This is a genomic window from Streptomyces flaveolus, from assembly GCF_044765825.1.
Taxonomy (GTDB): Bacteria; Actinomycetota; Actinomycetes; order Streptomycetales; family Streptomycetaceae; genus Streptomyces; species Streptomyces flaveolus.
This window is the reverse complement of record NZ_JBIWKU010000017.1, coordinates 70,087-86,406: the sequence shown is the minus strand read 5'-3', so window position 1 is coordinate 86,406 and position 16,320 is coordinate 70,087. Positions and strand designations below refer to the sequence as shown.

Here is a 16,320-nt window from a genome sequence, read left to right as displayed (position 1 = left end):
AGCCCCTTACAGCTTCATCAGGCTGGCGTCGTCGACCGAGGCCGAGTGGCGGGAACGGAACAGGGACACGATGATCGCGAGCCCGACCACGACCTCCGCGGCGGCGACGACCATCGTGAAGAAGGCGATGATCTGGCCGTCGAGGTTGCCGTGCATCCGCGAGAAGGCGACGAACGCGAGGTTGCAGGCGTTGAGCATCAGCTCGACGCACATGAAGACCACGATCGCGTTGCGCCGGATCAGCACACCGGTGGCACCGATCGTGAACAACAGGGCCGCGAGGTAGAGGTAGTTGACGGGGTTCACTTCGACGCCTCCTCGGACCGCTTGAAGGTGGCCGGACCGACCGCCTTGCGCTCCAGACGCTCCTCGGCACGCTGCTCCAGGGCCTTGAGGTCGTTCAGCGCCTCCATCGAGACGTCGCGTACCTGGCCCCGCTCGCGCAGCGTCTTGCTGACGGTGAGCTCGGACGGGGTGCCGTCGGGCAGCAGGCCCGCGATGTCGACCGCGTTGTGCCGGGCGTAGACACCGGGCGCGGGCAGCGGCGGCAGGTACTTGCCGTCGCGGACGCGCTCCTCGGACAGCTCGCGCTGCGTCTTGGCCCGCTCGGTGCGCTCGCGGTGGGTGAGCACCATGGCGCCGACGGCCGCCGTGATGAGCAGCGCGCCGGTGATCTCGAAGGCGAAGACGTACTTGGTGAAGACGAGGGACGCGATGCCCTCCACGTTGCCGTTCGCGTTGGCCTGGGCGAGGCCGTCGAACTCCTTGAGGGAGGCGTTGCCGATGCCGGCGATCAGCAGGATGCCGAAGCCGAGCCCGCTGGCCAGGGCCAGCCAGCGCTGGCCCTTGATGGTCTCCTTCAGGGAGTCCGCCGCGGTGACGCCGACGAGCATCACCACGAACAGGAACAGCATCATGACCGCGCCGGTGTAGACGACGATCTGCACGATGCCGAGGAAGTAGGCGCCGTTGGCGAGGTAGAACACCGCCAGCACGATCATGGTCCCGGCGAGGCAGAGCGCGCTGTGCACGGCCTTCTTCATGAAGACGGTGCACAGGGCGCCGATCACCGCGACCGTGCCGAGGATCCAGAACTGGACGGCCTCTCCGGTGGAGGTGCCGGCAGAGAGAGTCGCTGCGGCGGCGAGTTGTGCGGTCATCGGCGGATCACCTCCTGGGACGCCGGCTCGGTCCCGCCGAAGGTCGAGTCGGCCTCCTGGACGACCTCCCCCTTGGAGTGGGCGACCTGCTGCTCGGTGCCGGGCGCGGCCTCGGTGACCAGACCCCGGTAGTAGTCCTGCTCGTCCGTCCCCGGGTACATGGCGTGGGGCGAGTCGACCATGCCCTCCTCCAGGCCGGCGAGCAGCTGCTCCTTGGTGAAGATGAGGTTGGCGCGGCTGGAGTCGGCCAGCTCGAACTCGTTGGTCATCGTCAGCGCGCGCGTGGGGCACGCCTCGATGCACAGGCCGCACAGGATGCAGCGGGCGTAGTTGATCTGGTAGACGCGGCCGTACCGCTCGCCCGGCGAGTAGCGCTCCTCGTCCGTGTTGTCCGCGCCCTCCACGTAGATCGCGTCGGCGGGACACGCCCAGGCGCACAGTTCGCAGCCGACGCACTTCTCCAGGCCGTCCGGATGGCGGTTGAGCTGGTGCCGTCCGTGGAAGCGCGGAGCGGTGGTCTTGTGCTGCTCCGGGTACTGCTCGGTGAGCCGCTTCTTGAACATGGCCTTGAAGGTCACGCCGAAGCCGGCCACGGGGTTCAGGAAACCGGGGTCGGTCTCCTTGGGTTCCTCAGCCATCGGACGCCTCCTTTCCATCCGTAGATCCGCCCAGAGGTCCGTCACTCTGAGTATCGGGCCCGCCACTGACAATCAGCTCCCGGTCCCGGCGCGGGCGGCGCCGCGGCACCGGGGGCAGCTCCTGCCCGGGCATCGGCGGTACGGGGAATCCGCCGGCCATCGGGTCGAAGCCGGCCGGTTCCCCGACGGGCTCCTCGGCGCCCTTGCCCTTGTCGCGGTAGATGTCGGCGACGAAGGACAACAGCAGCAGGACCAGGACGGCTCCGCCGATGTAGAGGGCGATGTCGGTGAAGCCGTAGTTCTCGTTCCTCAGGGCCCGCACGGTCGCGACGAGCATCAGCCAGACCAGCGAGACCGGGATGAGGACCTTCCAGCCGAGCTTCATCAGCTGGTCGTAGCGCACGCGCGGGAGGGTGCCGCGCAGCCAGATGAAGAAGAACAGCAGCAGCTGGACCTTGACGACGAACCAGAGCAGCGGCCACCAGCCGTGGTTGGCACCCTCCCAGAAGGTGCTGATGGGCCACGGGGCCCGCCAGCCGCCGAGGAACAGCGTGGTGGCGACCGCCGAGACCGTCACCATGTTCACGTACTCGGCGAGCATGAACATCGCGAACTTGATCGACGAGTACTCGGTGTTGAAGCCGCCGACCAGGTCGCCCTCGGACTCCGGCATGTCGAAGGGGGCGCGGTTGGTCTCGCCGACCATGGTGACGATGTAGAGGATGAAGGAGACCGGCAGCAGCACGATGTACCAGCGGTCGTTCTGCTGGGCGACGATCTCCGAGGTGGACATCGAACCGGAGTAGAGGAACACCGAGGCGAACGCGGCGCCCATCGCGATCTCGTAGGAGATCATCTGCGCGCAGGACCGCAGCCCGCCGAGCAGCGGGTACGTCGATCCGGAGCTCCAGCCGGCGAGCACGATGCCGTAGATGCCGACCGAGGCGACCGCGAGGATGAACAGCATCGCGATCGGCAGGTCGGTGAGCTGCATGGCGGTGCGGTGACCGAAGATCGACACCTCGTTGCCGGCGGGCCCGAAGGGGATCACCGCGATCGCCATGAAGGCCGGGATGGCCGCGACGATCGGCGCCAGGACGTACACCGCCTTGTCGGCGCGCTTGACGATGACGTCTTCCTTGAGCATCAGCTTGATGCCGTCGGCGAGCGACTGGAGCATGCCCCAGGGGCCGTGCCGGTTGGGGCCGATGCGCAGCTGCATCCAGGCGACGACCTTGCGCTCCCACACGATGGAGAAGAGCACGGTCACCATCAGGAAGGCGAAGCAGAAGACCGCCTTGACGACGACCAGCCACCAGGGATCGGTGCCGAACATCGAGAGGTCTTCAGCGGCGAGGTACGGGCTCATGCCTCCACCTCCTTGGGGGCCTCGCCCGCGAGCGTGGCCGGGCCGATGCGGACGAGGGTTCCGGGCAGCACCCCGGCGTCGGAGGCGACGCCGTGGCCGGCCGAGTTCAGCGGGAGCCAGACCACCCGGTCGGGCATCTCGGTGACCGCCAGCGGGAGTTCGACGGCTCCGTGCGGGCCGGTCACGGCCAGGAGGTCGCCGTCCTTGACGCCCGCCTCGGCGGCCGTGGCGGCCGACAGGCGCGCGCGTGCGGCGTGCCGGGTGCCGGCGAGCGCCTCGTCGCCCTGCTGGAGGACGCCCTGGTCGAGCAGCAGCCGGTGTCCGGCGAGCACGGCCTCCCCGGCGGCCGGCCGGGGCAGCGCGCCGGCGGTGTGCAGCGGTTCACCGGCCGTCGGCCCGTCCCAGGCGCCGAGCCGGTCGATCTCCGCGCGCGTGGTGCGCAGGTCCGGCAGACCCAGGTGGACGTCCATGGCGTCGGCGAGCATCTGGAGCACGCGCCCGTCGGTGGGCGCGAGGCGGCGGGTCATGTGGTCGGGCTTGAGGGCGGCCTCGAAGAAGCGCACCCTGCCCTCCCAGTTGAGGAAGGTCCCGGCCTTCTCGGCGACCGCGGCGACGGGCAGGACCACGTCGGCGTGCCGGGTGACCTCGCTGGGCCGCAGCTCCAGCGACACCACGAAACCGGCCTCGGCGAGCGCCGCACGCGCGCGTGCCGGGTCGGGCAGGTCGGCGACCTCCACGCCCGCCACCAGCAGCGCCTGGAGCTCACCGCGCGCGGCGGCCTCGACGATCTCGCCGGTGTCGCGGCCGTAGCGGTGCGGCAGGTCGGCCAGGCCCCAGACCGCGGCGACCTCCTCACGCGCGCGCGGGTCGGTCGCGGGGCGCCCGCCCGGCAGCAGCGACGGCAGCGCGCCCGCCTCGATCGCGCCGCGCTCCCCGGCCCGGCGCGGGATCCACGCCAGCCGGGCGCCGGTCGCGGTGGCGGTCCGTACGGCGGAGGTGAGGCCGCCGGCCACGGACGCCAGCCGCTCGCCGACGACGATCACGGCACCCTCGGCGCGCAGGGCCTCGGCGGCCTGAGCGCCGCCGTCCTCCAGGCCGACGCCGCTCGCGAGCGCGTCCAGCCACTCGGTCTCGGTGCCGGGAGCGGCGGGCAGCAGCGTGCCGCCTGCCTTCTCCAGACCCCGTGTGGCGTGGGTGGCCAGCGAGAAGACCTTCAGCCCGTGCTTGCGCCAGGCCTTGCGCAGCCGCAGGAAGACGCCGGGGGCCTCCTCCTCGGCCTCGAACCCGACCAGCAGCACGGCGGGCGCCTTCTCCAGCGCGGTGTAGGTGACGCCCGTGCCGTCGAGATCACGGCCGCGTCCGGCGATCCGGGCGGCCAGGAAGTCGGCCTCCTCGGGGCTGTGCACGCGCGCGCGGAAGTCGATGTCGTTGGTGTCGAGCGCCACGCGCGCGAACTTGCTGTACGCGTAGGCGTCCTCGACGGTGAGCCGGCCGCCGGTCAGCACACCGGTCCGGCCCCGTGAGGCGAGCAGTCCCTGCGCGGCGATCTGCAGGGCCTCCGGCCAGGAGGCGGGTTCCAGGTCGCCCTCCGCGTTGCGCACCAGGGGCGTCTCCAGCCGGTCGCGCTGCTGCGCGTACCGGAAGGCGAACCGCCCCTTGTCGCAGATCCACTCCTCGTTGACCTCGGGGTCGTCGGCCGCGAGGCGTCGCATGACCTTGCCGCGCCGGTGGTCGGTGCGGGTCGCGCAGCCGCCGGAGCAGTGCTCGCACACGGACGGCGAGGAGATCAGGTCGAAGGGGCGGGAGCGGAACCGGTACGCCGCCGAGGTGAGCGCGCCGACCGGGCAGATCTGGATGGTGTTGCCGGAGAAGTACGACTCGAAGGGGTCGCCCTCGCCGGTGCCGACCTGCTGGAGCGCGCCCCGCTCGATCAGCTCGATCATCGGGTCGCCCGCGACCTGGTTGGAGAACCGGGTGCAGCGGGCGCACAGCACGCACCGCTCGCGGTCGAGCAGCACCTGCGTCGAGATCGGCACGGGCTTCTCGTAGGTCCGCTTCTTCCCCTCGAAGCGGGACTCGGACTGGCCGTGCGACATGGCCTGGTTCTGCAGGGGGCACTCGCCGCCCTTGTCGCAGACCGGGCAGTCCAGCGGGTGGTTGATGAGCAGCAGCTCCATCACCCCGTGCTGGGCCTTCTCGGCGACGGGCGAGGTGAGGTGGGTCTTCACCACCATCCCGTCGGTGCAGGTGATGGTGCAGGACGCCATGGGCTTGCGCTGGCCCTCGACCTCGACGATGCACTGGCGGCAGGCGCCGGCCGGGTCGAGGAGCGGGTGGTCGCAGAACCGGGGGATCTCGATGCCGAGCTGCTCGGCGGCCCGGATCACCAGGGTGCCCTTGGGCACGCTGATCTCGATGCCGTCGACCGTCAGCGAGACGAGGTCCTCCGGCGGGAGGGCCGCTTCTCCTCCGCCCGAGGGAGCATTGCTGGTCACGGTCATGCGTTCACCTCCGTGCGGTCGGCCCAGGCCGTCGACTTGGCCGGGTCGAAGGGGCAGCCGCGGCCCGTGATGTGCTGCTCGTACTCCTCGCGGAAGTACTTCAGCGAGGAGAAGATCGGCGAGGCGGCACCGTCGCCGAGGGCACAGAAGGACTTGCCGTTGATGTTGTCGGCGATGTCGTTCAGCTTGTCGAGGTCACTCATCGAGCCCTTGCCGGCCTCGATGTCGCGCAGCAACTGCACGAGCCAGTACGTGCCTTCGCGGCAGGGCGTGCACTTGCCGCAGGACTCGTGGGCGTAGAACTCGGTCCAGCGGGTCACGGCCCGCACCACGCAGGTCGTCTCGTCGAAGCACTGGAGCGCCTTGGTGCCGAGCATGGAGCCGGCGGCGCCCACTCCCTCGTAGTCGAGGGGCACGTCGAGGTGCTCGTCGGTGAACATCGGCGTCGAGGAGCCGCCCGGCGTCCAGAACTTCAGCCGGTGGCCGGGGCGCATCCCGCCGCTCATGTCGAGGAGCTGGCGCAGGGTGATGCCGAGCGGGGCCTCGTACTGGCCGGGGCTCGCGACGTGGCCGCTGAGCGAGTACAGCGTGAAGCCCGGGGACTTCTCGCTGCCCATGGACCTGAACCAGTCCTTGCCCCTGTGCAGGATGGCGGGAACCGACGCGATCGACTCGACGTTGTTCACCACGGTGGGGCACGCGTAGAGGCCCGCGACGGCGGGGAAGGGGGGACGGAGCCGCGGTTGGCCACGGCGGCCTTCGAGCGAGTCGAGCAGTGCGGTCTCCTCACCGCAGATGTACGCGCCCGCGCCCGCGTGCACGGTGAGTTCCAGGTCGAGTCCGCTGCCCAGGATGTTCTCGCCGAGGAAGCCCGCCGCGTAGGCCTCGCGGACGGCCTCGTGCAGCCGCCGCAGCACGGGAACGACCTCACCGCGCAGGTAGATGAAGGCGTGCGACGACCTGATGGCGTAGCACGCGATGACGATGCCCTCGATGAGGCTGTGCGGGTTGGCGAAGAGGAGCGGGATGTCCTTGCAGGTCCCCGGCTCCGACTCGTCGGCGTTGACGACGAGATAGTGAGGCTTGCCGTCTCCCTGGGGAATGAACTGCCACTTCATCCCGGTCGGGAATCCGGCGCCGCCGCGGCCGCGCAGACCGGAGTCCTTGACGTACGCGATCAGGTCGTCCGGCGACATCGCCAGCGCCTTGCGGAGCCCCTCGTACCCCTCGTGCCTGCGGTAGACGTCCAGGGTCCAGGACTCGTCCTCGTCCCAGAAGGCCGACAGCACGGGTGCGAGCAGCTTCTCCGGGCTGTGGTCCTTGATCTCGGCTGCCAAGGTCATCACTCCCCCTCCTCGGCTGCGGGCCCGGCCGGGTGGGACGGGTCTGATGCGGATGTGTCCTGCGGCGCGTCGTGCGAGCTGAGGTGCTGCGTCGGCGACGGGTCGTGCACGGCCCGGTCCGGCGGCACGTCGTGCGGTCCGCCGTCCCGCGGGTGCACCACGCGTGCGGCGGACACCTCGCCCTTCGCCAGCTTCAGCCCGGCCAGGGAGGCGGGCCCCGCGCTGCCGCCGGCGGCGACGGCGCCGTCCCGCTCGTCGGGGAAGCCCGCCAGGATCCGGGCGGTCTCCTTGAAGGTGCACAGCGGCGCACCGCGCGTGGGGGTCACCGGCCGTCCCGCGCGCAGGTCGTCGACGAGGCGCCGGACGCTCGCCGGGGTCTGGTTGTCGAAGAACTCCCAGTTGACCATCACGACCGGGGCGAAGTCGCAGGCCGCGTTGCACTCGATGTGCTCCAGGGTGACCTTGCCGTCGTCGGTGGTCTCGCCGTTGCCGACGCCCAGGTGCTCCTGGAGGGACTCGAAGATCGCGTCGCCGCCCATGACCGCGCACAGCGTGTTGGTGCAGACGCCGACCTGGTAGTCGCCGCTCGGCCTGCGCCGGTACATGGTGTAGAAGGTCGCGACCGCCGTGACCTCGGCCGTGGTCAGGCCCAGCATGTCCGCGCAGAACCGCATGCCGGTGCGGGTGACGTGCCCCTCCTGCGACTGCACGAGGTGCAGCAGCGGCAGGAGGGCGGACCGGGAGTCCGGGTAGCGGGCGATGACCTCGCGCGCGTCGGCCTCCAGCCGGGCCCGGACGTCGTCCGGGTACGCGGGCGCGGGCAGTTCCGGCATGCCCAGGCTGACGCCCCGGTCCGAAGAAGAGGTGGTCACCGGTCGACGCCTCCCATCACGGGGTCGATGGACGCCACCGCGACGATGACGTCGGCGACCTGGCCGCCCTCGCACATCGCCGCCATGGCCTGCAGGTTGGTGAAGGACGGGTCGCGGAAGTGGACCCGGTAGGGGCGGGTGCCGCCGTCGGACACGATGTGCACCCCGAGCTCGCCCTTGGGCGACTCGACCGCCGTGTAGGTCTGGCCCGGCGGCACGCGGAAGCCCTCGGTGACCAGCTTGAAGTGGTGGATCAGGGCCTCCATGGAGGTGCCCATGATCTTCTTGATGTGGTCCAGCGAGTTGCCCAGTCCGTCCGGTCCGAGCGCGAGCTGGGCGGGCCAGGCGATCTTCTTGTCGGCGACCATGACCGGGCCGGGCTGGAGCCGGTCCAGGCACTGCTCGATGATCCGCAGCGACTGGCGCATCTCCTCCAGCCGGATCAGGAAGCGGCCGTAGGAGTCGCAGGTGTCGGCGGTCGGGATGTCGAAGTCGTACGTCTCGTAGCCGCAGTACGGCTGGGTCTTGCGCAGGTCGTGGGGCAGGCCGGTGGAGCGCAGGATCGGGCCGGTGGCGCCGAGGGCCATGCAGCCGGCCAGGTCGAGGTAGCCGACGTCCTGCATGCGGGCCTTGAAGATGGGGTTCCCGGTGGCGAGCTTGTCGTACTCCGGGAGGTTCTTCTTCATCTTCTTCACGAACTCGCGCATCTGGTCCACCGCGCCCGGCGGCAGGTCCTGGGCGAGTCCGCCGGGGCGGATGTACGCGTGGTTCATCCGCAGGCCGGTGATCAGCTCGTAGAGGTCGAGAATCAGTTCACGATCGCGGAAGCCGTAGATCATGATCGTGGTGGCGCCGAGCTCCATGCCGCCGGTGGCGATGCACACCAGGTGCGAGGAGAGCCGGTTCAGCTCCATCAGCAGGACCCGGATGACCGAGGCCCGGTCCGGGATCTGGTCCTCGATGCCGAGGAGCTTCTCGACGCCCAGGCAGTACGCCGTCTCGTTGAAGAACGGCGTCAGGTAGTCCATGCGCGTCACGAACGTCGTGCCCTGCGTCCAGGTCCGGTACTCGAGGTTCTTCTCGATGCCGGTGTGCAGGTAGCCGATGCCGCAGCGGGCCTCGGTGACCGTCTCGCCGTCGATCTCCAGGATCAGGCGGAGCACGCCGTGGGTGGACGGGTGCTGCGGTCCCATGTTGACGACGATGCGCTCGTCGTCGGCGCGGGCCGCGGTCTGGACGACCTCGTCCCAGTCGCCGCCGGTGACCGTGTAGACGGTGCCCTCGGTGGTCTCGCGTGCCGATGCGGAGGACGGGGTGTGCGTGCTCATGAGTACGACCTCCGCTGGTCCGGAGCCGGGATCTGGGCGCCCTTGTACTCGACGGGGATGCCGCCGAGGGGGTAGTCCTTGCGCTGCGGGTGGCCCTGCCAGTCGTCCGGCATCATGATCCGCGTCAGGGCCGGGTGACCGTCGAAGACGATGCCGAAGAAGTCGTACGTCTCGCGCTCGTGCCAGTCGTTCGTCGGGTAGACGGTGAACAGCGACGGGATGTGCGGGTCGCTGTCGGGAGCGCTGACCTCGAGCCGGATCAGCCGGTTGTGGGTGATCGAGCGCAGGTGGTAGACGGCGTGCAGCTCGCGGCCCTTGTCGTTCGGGTAGTGCACGCCGCTGACGCCGGTGCAGAGCTCGAAGCGCAGCGCGGGGTCGTCGCGCAGGGTCTTCGCGACGCGGACCAGGTGCTCGCGCTCGATGTGGAAGGTCAGTTCGTCGCGGTCGACGACGGTCTTCTCGATGGCGTTCTCGGGCAGCAGCCCCTGCTCCTCCAGCGCGCCCTCGAGTTCGTCGGCGACCTCGTCGAACCAGCCGCCGTAGGGCCTGCTCGCCGGCCCGGGAAGCCGGACGGAGCGGACCAGCCCGCCGTAGCCGGAGGTGTCGCCGCCGTTGTCGGCGCCGAACATGCCGCGTTGGACCCGGATCTCCTCGCCGCCCTGGCCGCGCTGGCCCGGGAGGTTCTCCGCGGAGAGGTCCCTCTCGGGGTTCACCCCGTTCGCGTCACCCGGTGCGTTGCTCGCGTCACTCACCGCAGCAGCCCCTTCATCTCGATGGTGGGCAGGGCCTTGAGCGCCGCCTCCTCCGCCTCGCGGGCCGCCTCCTCGGCGTTCACCCCGAGCTTGGAGTTCTGGATCTTGTGATGGAGCTTGAGGATGGCGTCCATCAGCATCTCGGGCCGCGGCGGGCAGCCGGGGAGGTAGATGTCGACCGGGACGATGTGGTCGACGCCCTGGACGATCGCGTAGTTGTTGAACATGCCGCCCGAGGAGGCGCAGACCCCCATGGAGATCACCCACTTGGGATTCGGCATCTGGTCGTAGACCTGCCGCAGCACCGGCGCCATCTTCTGGCTGACCCGGCCCGCGACGATCATCAGGTCCGCCTGCCGCGGCGAACCGCGGAAGACCTCCATGCCGAAGCGCGCCAGGTCGTAGCGGCCGGCGCCGGTGGTCATCATCTCGATGGCGCAGCATGCGAGGCCGAACGTGGCGGGGAAGACGGACGACTTGCGCACCCAGCCCGCGGCTTGCTCGACGGTGGTCAGCAGGAAGCCGCTCGGCAGCTTTTCTTCGAGTCCCATGACTAAAGGCCCCTCAGTCCCATTCCAGGCCGCCGCGCCGCCATACGTACGCGTACGCGACGAAGACGGTGAGCACGAAGAGCAGCATCTCCACGAGCCCGAAGATCCCCAGGGCGTCGAAGGTGACGGCCCAGGGGTAGAGGAAGACGATCTCGATGTCGAAGACGATGAAGAGCATCGCCGTCAGGTAGTACTTGATGGGGAAGCGCCCGCCGCCGGCCGGCGTGGGGGTCGGCTCGATGCCGCACTCGTAGGCCTCGAGCTTGGCCCGGTTGTACCGCTTCGGGCCGATCAGCGTGGCCATGACCACGGAAAAGATCGCGAAGCCTGCCCCGAGGGCTCCCAGTACGAGGATGGGCGCATACGCGTTCACCGCTCCTCGCTCCTCTCAGTCGGCACTGACTGCTGGCGGTTGGCCTGGACTCACAACCGCCCCGGCAGTCCCACGAGCCCCGCTGGTCCCGGCGAAGATCGCGAACATGTGAAGCAGGTCACAAGCCCAACTGCCTCGCATCTTATGCCCGCGGCTATGTGATCTGCGACACGGGGTATTGCACAAGCTTTGTGATCTCCACCACCTGACGAACGATCATGAAGTCGGATGAGCGGTGATCTTCACACAAGAAGCGTTCAGCTGATCACCAGAGGTGACAATTTCACTCGTCGCCGCTGGCCAGAGGGGGCGGGCGGCGGGCGTCTCAATATCAAGATGGTTCGCGTGCATGCAAATTGGTGCTGGACCGGATCTCTTGATAGTGGCTCTCGTTCACACTTCGGAGGGAGGGCGGGGCCCGATGTGGACGTGTGCGCGCGTTCACGAGCGTCGCGGACGGCGATCCGCGCGGGGGACGCGGCCGCCGGGGGAACCGTTCCGTGACCTCCACCACATTCATGAGAGGCGTCTGAGAACCGGGCTTGGCCAACTGCCTCAACCAGTGGTAAGCGCGGGGCAATTCGGGCGAAACGATCAAAGCCCGTGATCACAGGTGGGTCACGGAGGGGTCGCAATGTTCGCCAGGACGTCAAAAAAGGGCGACACGCCCGGGATTCGGGGGCCCCATTGAACAACTGTGGCGCAGCCCACGTTTCTTGAAGGTATGGAGGAGCTCCTGATACCGGTTGTACCCATGTCCCACACCGCTCACATACGCAGCCACCGGAAGCCCCGCCGCAGCGCGTCGACACTCGCGATGCGGGCCGGAGTTGCCGGTGGCGTCCTCAGCACCCTGGCAGTGGCCGGAGCGTCGGGTTCGGCGAACGCGGCCGAGCCGGTGACGCAGACCCTCGAACTGCCCACCCTGACGGCCGACCTGGCCGCCCAGGTCGCCCAGTCCGCGGACGCCACGCAGCAGGCCGCAGCGAACTACGAGCTGCGCGCCGAGCGTGACGCGGCCGCCGCCGCCGCGGCCAAGGAGGCCAAGGCGGACCTCGCCGAGGCCAAGAAGAAGGCCGCGGAGGCCAAGAAGAAGGCCGAGGAGGCCGCCCGCAAGGAGGCCGCCGAGCGCGCTTCCCGGGCCGCCGAGCGCGCCACCCTGAGCGCCTCCGTGGACACCGGCTCGTCGTCGTCCTCGTCCTCGTCCGGCGAGGCCTCGGTCAGCGTCAGCTCGTCGGCCACCGGTTCGGCCGCCGCCGTCGTCTCCTTCGTCCAGGCCCAGGTCGGCGACGCCTACGTCTCCGGCGGCACCGGCCCCAACTCGTGGGACTGCTCCGGCCTCGTGCAGGCCGCCTTCAAGCAGGTCAACATCGACCTGCCGCGCGTCTCCCAGGACCAGTCGGTCGCCGGCACCCAGGTGTCGCTGAGCAACCTGCAGCCGGGCGACATCCTGTACTGGGGTGGCGCGGGCAGCGCGTACCACGTGGGCGTCTACGTCGGCGACGGCATGTTCGTCGGCGCGCAGAACTCGTCGACGGGCGTCGTGATGAAGCCCCTGTCGTACGACCCGCCGAGCGGTGCGGTGCGCGTGCTCTGACGCTCGCGTCCGGACACCTCGGACACATCCACACGAAAGGCCGCAGCCGCTCGGGGGCTGCGGCCTTTCGCGCTCTCCCGACGGACGCGGGCCGCTCCTGGCAAGCTCGGGACGGGCCGGTCCCCCACCGGCCGTTCACGAGACCGAAGGAGAGAACAGCATGCCCAGCGTGTTCGTGCAGGGGCGGCACACCGCCTCCTACCCGCCGCTCGCACCGGAGTCCCGGCGCGGGTCGGTCCGGCGCGTCACCGAGGTCGGCGAAGAGGTGCTGCACCGGCCGTGCCGGGACGTCACCGAGTTCGGGCCCGACCTGGCCGCGCTCATCGACGACATGTTCCGGACGATGTACGTGGCGGAGGGAGCCGGACTGGCGGCCAATCAGGTCGGAATCGGTCTCCGCCTGTTCGTGTACGACTGCCCCGACGACGACGGTGTCCGACATGTCGGGCACATCGTCAACCCGGTCCTGGAACCGCTCGACCCGGCCGCCCGGCGGCTGCTCGACGAGGGCGAGGGCTGCCTGTCGGTGCCGGGCGCCGTCATGGCCGTACCGCGCCCCGACCGGGCCGTCGTGCGGGGCCTGGACAAGAACGGCGAGCCGCTCCTCGTCGAGGGCACCGGCTACTTCGCCCGCTGCCTCGCCCACGAGACCGACCATGTGAACGGGCACGTCTACCTGGACCGGCTCTCCGCGCGCGACCGGAAGCGGGCGCTGCGGCAGTCGGCGGACCGGCGCGACGAGGTGTTCGCGCGCCGGGCCGCCAACGCCGCGGCCTTCACCGGGGCCTGATCACGCCTTCGGGGCCACCTTGCTCAGTCCGTTGATGATGCGGTCCATCGCGTCGCCGCCCGTCGGGTCCGTCAGGTTGGCGAGCATCTTCAGGGTGAACTTCATCAGGATCGGGTGGGTGAGGCCGCGCTGGGTCGCGATCTGCATGACCTTCGGGTTGCCGATGAGCTTCACGAAGGCGCGGCCCAGCGAGTAGTAGCCGCCGTAGGTGTCCTTCAGGACGCGCGGGTAACGCTGGAGGGCGATCTCCCGCTGGGCCGGCGTGGCCCGCGCGTGTGCCTGGACGATGACGTCGGCGGCGATCTGGCCGGACTCCATGGCGTAGGCGATGCCCTCGCCGTTGAAGGGGTTCACCAGGCCGCCGGCGTCGCCGACCAGGAGCAGGCCCTTGGTGTAGTGGGGCTGGCGGTTGAAGGCCATGGGCAGGGCGGCGCCGCGGATCGGGCCGGTCATGTTGTCCGGGGTGTAGCCCCAGTCCTCCGGCATGGACGCGCACCAGGCCTTCAGCACCTCCCGCCAGTCCAGCTCCTTGAAGGAGGCGGAGGTGTTCAGCACGCCCAGGCCGACGTTCGACGTGCCGTCGCCCATGCCGAAGATCCAGCCGTAGCCCGGCAGGAGGCGGTCCTGGGCGCCGCGGCGGTCCCACAGCTCGAGCCAGGACTCCAGGTAGTCGTCGTCGTGGCGCGGCGAGGTGAAGTACGTGCGGACCGCGACGCCCATCGGGCGGTCCTCGCGGCGGTGCAGGCCCATCGCCAGGGACAGCCGGGTGGAGTTGCCGTCGGCGGCCACGACCAGCGGCGCGTGGAAGGTGACCTCCCGCTTCTCCTCCCCCAGCTTCGCGTGCACGCCGGTGATGCGGCCCGTGCGGTCGTCGACGACCGGGGCGCCGACGTTGCAGCGCTCGTAGAGGCGGGCGCCCGCCTTCTGCGCCTGCCGGGCGAGCTGCTCGTCGAAGTCGTCGCGCTTGCGGACGAGTCCGTAGTCGGGGAAGGAGGCCAGATCCGGCCAGTCCAGCTGGAGCCGCGAGCCGCCGCCGATGATGCGCAGGCCCTTGTTGCGCAGCCAGCCGGCCTCCTCGGAGATGTCGATGCCCATCGCCACGAGCTGCTTGGTCGCGCGCGGGGTGAGTCCGTCGCCGCAGACCTTCTCCCGCGGGAACGCGGTCTTCTCCAGCAGGAGGACGTCGAGTCCGGCCTTGGCCAGGTAGTACGCGGTGGTGGAGCCGGCTGGCCCCGCGCCCACGACGATCACATCGGCGGTGTTGTCGGAGAGGGGCTCGGTCACGGCGGGATCTCCCCAGAGTTTCGAAAATCTGCGTGCCGACGGGCACTGGACATGGGCAGTCTATTCAGCGTCACCGATCACCCGGCTGAAGGGCTGCCCCGTGAACCGAGCTCTGCCTGTCGTACGGCTGCGCGTCCCCACCGACGAGGACGCCGTCGCCTGGCACCGGGTCTTCGACGACCCGGACGTCATGGAGTTCCACGGCGGCAGGTCCGCGGAACTGTCCGTCTACGAGGAGCTCACCGCCCGCCAGCGCCGGCACGACGCCGAGCACGGCTTTTGCCTGTGGACCATGGTGGACGAGACCGGGCGGGTCATCGGCTTCACCGGCGCGCAGCCGTGGCCGGGCGACTGGGGCCCCAAGGGCGAGATCGAGATCGGCTGGCGGCTCGGGCGGGAGCACTGGGGCAAGGGGTACGTCACGGCGGCGGCCCGGCAGACCCTGGAGCGGGTGCGCTCGGCGGGCGTCGCGGAGGTGGTGGCGATGGTCAACGCCCGCAACGCGCGTTCCATCGCGGTCACGGAGCGGCTGGGCATGCGGCTCGCCGAGGTCTTCACGACCCCGGCGACGGAGCAGCAGGGGCACTGCTACCGGCTCCAGCTGTGACACCGGGGGGCGGAGTGTCGCAGTCGGCGACGTGACGCTTCCGGGCGGTGCGCGGCGGAGTTACTGTGCCCGTACCGCTGGGGGTGACGCCCGTGCGCCTGACATCGAAGACACCCGACGTGTGCGTGCCGCACCTGGTCGGCCTGATGGCCGTGGACGCGGACGAGGTGGTGCGGGGACAGGGCCTGTCCCTCACCTCGCCGGACCGGCCCGACCTCCGCCTCGCCGTCGTCGACCACGTCGTACGCCAGTATCCGCCGCCGGGTGCCCGGGTGCCGCGGGAGTCGAGGGTGTACGTGTGGTTCGACTTCGGGGAGGGCGAGGGCGGCGGGGGCATCCACGAGCCGCGCGTGCCCGGCCCGCCCCGCGGCGGGCTCCGGCGGGAGCTGACCGAGCCGGGCGAGGCACCCCGCCCCGTGCTGCTCGGCCGCTCCTGAGGCGCCTGCCGCTCAGCTCTCCTTGAAGCCCCGGTGCAGCGCCACGACGCCGCCCGTCAGATTCCGGTGCGCCACCTTCGACCAGCCGGCCTTCCGCAGCCGCTCCGCGAGCGCCGCCTGGTCGGGCCAGGCGCGGATGGACTCGGCGAGGTAGACGTAGGCGTCCGGGTTGGAGGACACCGCGCGGGCCACCGGCGGCAGGGCGCGCATCAGGTACTCGGTGTACACGGTGCGGAACGGCGCCCAGGTCGGGTGCGAGAACTCGCAGATCACGACCCGGCCGCCGGGGCGCGTCACCCGGTACATCTCGCGCAGCGCCGCGTCCGTGTCCTGCACGTTGCGCAGCCCGAAGGAGATGGTGACCGCGTCGAACACGTCGTCCCGGAACGGCAGCCGCGTCGCGTCGCCCGCGGTGAACGGCATCCAGGGGTGCCGCTGCTTGCCCACCTGGAGCATGCCCAGGGAGAAGTCGCAGGGGACGACGTAGGCACCGGCACGGGCGAAGGGCTGGGACGAGGTCGCCGTGCCGGCGGCGAGGTCGAGGACCTTCTGCGCGGGCCGGGCGTCGACGGCTCTGGCGACCTCCTTGCGCCACGCCCGGTCCTGGCCGAGCGAGAGCACGGTGTTCGTCAGGTCGTACCGTTCCGCGACGTGGTCGAACATCGAGGCGACTTCGTGCGGCTGCTTGTTCAGGGAGGCGCGGGTCACGGGCCCATTG

Annotated in this window: 17 protein-coding genes; 4 read left to right on the top strand and 13 right to left on the bottom strand. The window is 70.3% G+C overall.

What is annotated here, in order from left to right; all coding sequences use genetic code 11:
- Nucleotides 1–6 precede the first annotated feature (6 nt).
- From nuoK to ACIRG6_RS35640, 11 genes are read right to left on the bottom strand one after another with little or no spacing between them, the layout of a single operon-like run.
- Nucleotides 7–306: an NADH-quinone oxidoreductase subunit NuoK gene (gene nuoK, locus ACIRG6_RS35690; protein WP_004927567.1), complete on the bottom strand. Its 300-nt coding sequence runs from the start codon at nucleotides 304–306 to the stop codon at nucleotides 7–9.
- Complete coding sequence (locus ACIRG6_RS35685) at nucleotides 303–1,160, bottom strand: NADH-quinone oxidoreductase subunit J (RefSeq protein ID WP_189233789.1); 858 nt, start codon at nucleotides 1,158–1,160, stop codon at nucleotides 303–305. The genes nuoK and ACIRG6_RS35685 overlap by 4 nt, the downstream gene beginning before the upstream one ends.
- Nucleotides 1,157–1,798 carry an NADH-quinone oxidoreductase subunit NuoI gene (gene nuoI / locus ACIRG6_RS35680; RefSeq protein WP_318213934.1) on the bottom strand — a complete coding sequence of 214 codons (642 nt, stop codon included), beginning with the start codon at nucleotides 1,796–1,798 and terminating at the stop codon, nucleotides 1,157–1,159. The genes ACIRG6_RS35685 and nuoI overlap by 4 nt, the downstream gene beginning before the upstream one ends.
- Nucleotides 1,791–3,167, bottom strand: coding sequence for an NADH-quinone oxidoreductase subunit NuoH (gene nuoH, locus ACIRG6_RS35675; RefSeq protein ID WP_318213933.1), 1,377 nt, complete (start codon nucleotides 3,165–3,167; stop codon nucleotides 1,791–1,793). Before nuoH ends, nuoI begins: the two co-directional genes overlap by 8 nt.
- A complete protein-coding gene (locus ACIRG6_RS35670; RefSeq protein ID WP_364681886.1) occupies nucleotides 3,164–5,668 on the bottom strand; it encodes an NADH-quinone oxidoreductase subunit G in 2,505 nt (834 codons plus the stop codon). The genes nuoH and ACIRG6_RS35670 overlap by 4 nt, the downstream gene beginning before the upstream one ends.
- Nucleotides 5,665–7,014 carry an NADH-quinone oxidoreductase subunit NuoF gene (gene nuoF / locus ACIRG6_RS35665; protein ID WP_239765383.1) on the bottom strand — a complete coding sequence of 450 codons (1,350 nt, stop codon included), beginning with the start codon at nucleotides 7,012–7,014 and terminating at the stop codon, nucleotides 5,665–5,667. Before nuoF ends, ACIRG6_RS35670 begins: the two co-directional genes overlap by 4 nt.
- The gene (gene nuoE / locus ACIRG6_RS35660) at nucleotides 7,011–7,883 is read right to left on the bottom strand and encodes an NADH-quinone oxidoreductase subunit NuoE (RefSeq protein WP_239765382.1); all 873 of its coding nucleotides are present in this window, start codon (nucleotides 7,881–7,883) and stop codon (nucleotides 7,011–7,013) included. Before nuoE ends, nuoF begins: the two co-directional genes overlap by 4 nt.
- Nucleotides 7,880–9,211 carry an NADH-quinone oxidoreductase subunit D gene (locus ACIRG6_RS35655; protein ID WP_351137148.1) on the bottom strand — a complete coding sequence of 444 codons (1,332 nt, stop codon included), beginning with the start codon at nucleotides 9,209–9,211 and terminating at the stop codon, nucleotides 7,880–7,882. Before ACIRG6_RS35655 ends, nuoE begins: the two co-directional genes overlap by 4 nt.
- The gene (locus ACIRG6_RS35650; protein WP_318213929.1) at nucleotides 9,208–9,963 is read right to left on the bottom strand and encodes an NADH-quinone oxidoreductase subunit C; all 756 of its coding nucleotides are present in this window, start codon (nucleotides 9,961–9,963) and stop codon (nucleotides 9,208–9,210) included. Before ACIRG6_RS35650 ends, ACIRG6_RS35655 begins: the two co-directional genes overlap by 4 nt.
- Nucleotides 9,960–10,514: a NuoB/complex I 20 kDa subunit family protein gene (locus ACIRG6_RS35645; RefSeq protein ID WP_029381065.1), complete on the bottom strand. Its 555-nt coding sequence runs from the start codon at nucleotides 10,512–10,514 to the stop codon at nucleotides 9,960–9,962. The genes ACIRG6_RS35650 and ACIRG6_RS35645 overlap by 4 nt, the downstream gene beginning before the upstream one ends.
- A 13-nt stretch (nucleotides 10,515–10,527) precedes the next feature.
- On the bottom strand, nucleotides 10,528–10,887 hold the full coding sequence (locus ACIRG6_RS35640) for an NADH-quinone oxidoreductase subunit A (RefSeq protein WP_003992243.1): 360 nt from the start codon (nucleotides 10,885–10,887) through the stop codon (nucleotides 10,528–10,530).
- Nucleotides 10,888–11,641: 754 nt separating this feature from the next.
- On the opposite strand from ACIRG6_RS35640, the gene ACIRG6_RS35635 reads away from it, so the two are divergent.
- Nucleotides 11,642–12,484 carry a C40 family peptidase gene (locus ACIRG6_RS35635; RefSeq protein ID WP_318213928.1) on the top strand — a complete coding sequence of 281 codons (843 nt, stop codon included), beginning with the start codon at nucleotides 11,642–11,644 and terminating at the stop codon, nucleotides 12,482–12,484.
- A 160-nt stretch (nucleotides 12,485–12,644) separates the two neighbouring features.
- On the top strand, nucleotides 12,645–13,274 hold the full coding sequence (gene def / locus ACIRG6_RS35630; protein ID WP_239765378.1) for a peptide deformylase: 630 nt from the start codon (nucleotides 12,645–12,647) through the stop codon (nucleotides 13,272–13,274).
- Here def and ACIRG6_RS35625 read toward each other — a convergent pair whose 3' ends face one another.
- Nucleotides 13,275–14,558, bottom strand: coding sequence for a geranylgeranyl reductase family protein (locus ACIRG6_RS35625; RefSeq protein WP_189233798.1), 1,284 nt, complete (start codon nucleotides 14,556–14,558; stop codon nucleotides 13,275–13,277).
- A gap of 100 nt (nucleotides 14,559–14,658) precedes the next feature.
- Here ACIRG6_RS35625 and ACIRG6_RS35620 point away from each other — a divergent pair, with 100 nt between their 5' ends.
- The gene (locus ACIRG6_RS35620; RefSeq protein ID WP_350720986.1) at nucleotides 14,659–15,165 is read left to right on the top strand and encodes a GNAT family N-acetyltransferase; all 507 of its coding nucleotides are present in this window, start codon (nucleotides 14,659–14,661) and stop codon (nucleotides 15,163–15,165) included.
- Between the two features lie 92 nt (nucleotides 15,166–15,257).
- Entirely contained in the window at nucleotides 15,258–15,602 is a 345-nt protein-coding gene (locus ACIRG6_RS35615) for a PASTA domain-containing protein (protein WP_364681890.1), read from the top strand.
- A 12-nt stretch (nucleotides 15,603–15,614) separates the two neighbouring features.
- Here ACIRG6_RS35615 and ACIRG6_RS35610 read toward each other — a convergent pair whose 3' ends face one another.
- Entirely contained in the window at nucleotides 15,615–16,310 is a 696-nt protein-coding gene (locus tag ACIRG6_RS35610; RefSeq protein WP_189233801.1) for a demethylmenaquinone methyltransferase, read from the bottom strand.
- Nucleotides 16,311–16,320 lie beyond the last annotated feature (10 nt).

Bases quoted from the DNA above. Each gene is read 5' to 3' on its own strand.
- ACIRG6_RS35645 (WP_029381065.1), bottom strand. From the start codon at position 10,514: ATGGGACTCGAAGAAAAGCTGCCGAGCGGCTTCCTGCTGACCACCGTC.
- ACIRG6_RS35685 (WP_189233789.1), bottom strand. From the start codon at position 1,160: ATGACCGCACAACTCGCCGCCGCAGCGACTCTCTCTGCCGGCACCTCC.
- ACIRG6_RS35670 (WP_364681886.1), bottom strand. From the start codon at position 5,668: ATGACCGTGACCAGCAATGCTCCCTCGGGCGGAGGAGAAGCGGCCCTC.
- def (WP_239765378.1), top strand. From the start codon at position 12,645: ATGCCCAGCGTGTTCGTGCAGGGGCGGCACACCGCCTCCTACCCGCCG.
- nuoI (WP_318213934.1), bottom strand. From the start codon at position 1,798: ATGGCTGAGGAACCCAAGGAGACCGACCCCGGTTTCCTGAACCCCGTG.
- nuoH (WP_318213933.1), bottom strand. From the start codon at position 3,167: ATGAGCCCGTACCTCGCCGCTGAAGACCTCTCGATGTTCGGCACCGAT.
- ACIRG6_RS35655 (WP_351137148.1), bottom strand. From the start codon at position 9,211: ATGAGCACGCACACCCCGTCCTCCGCATCGGCACGCGAGACCACCGAG.
- ACIRG6_RS35635 (WP_318213928.1), top strand. From the start codon at position 11,642: ATGTCCCACACCGCTCACATACGCAGCCACCGGAAGCCCCGCCGCAGC.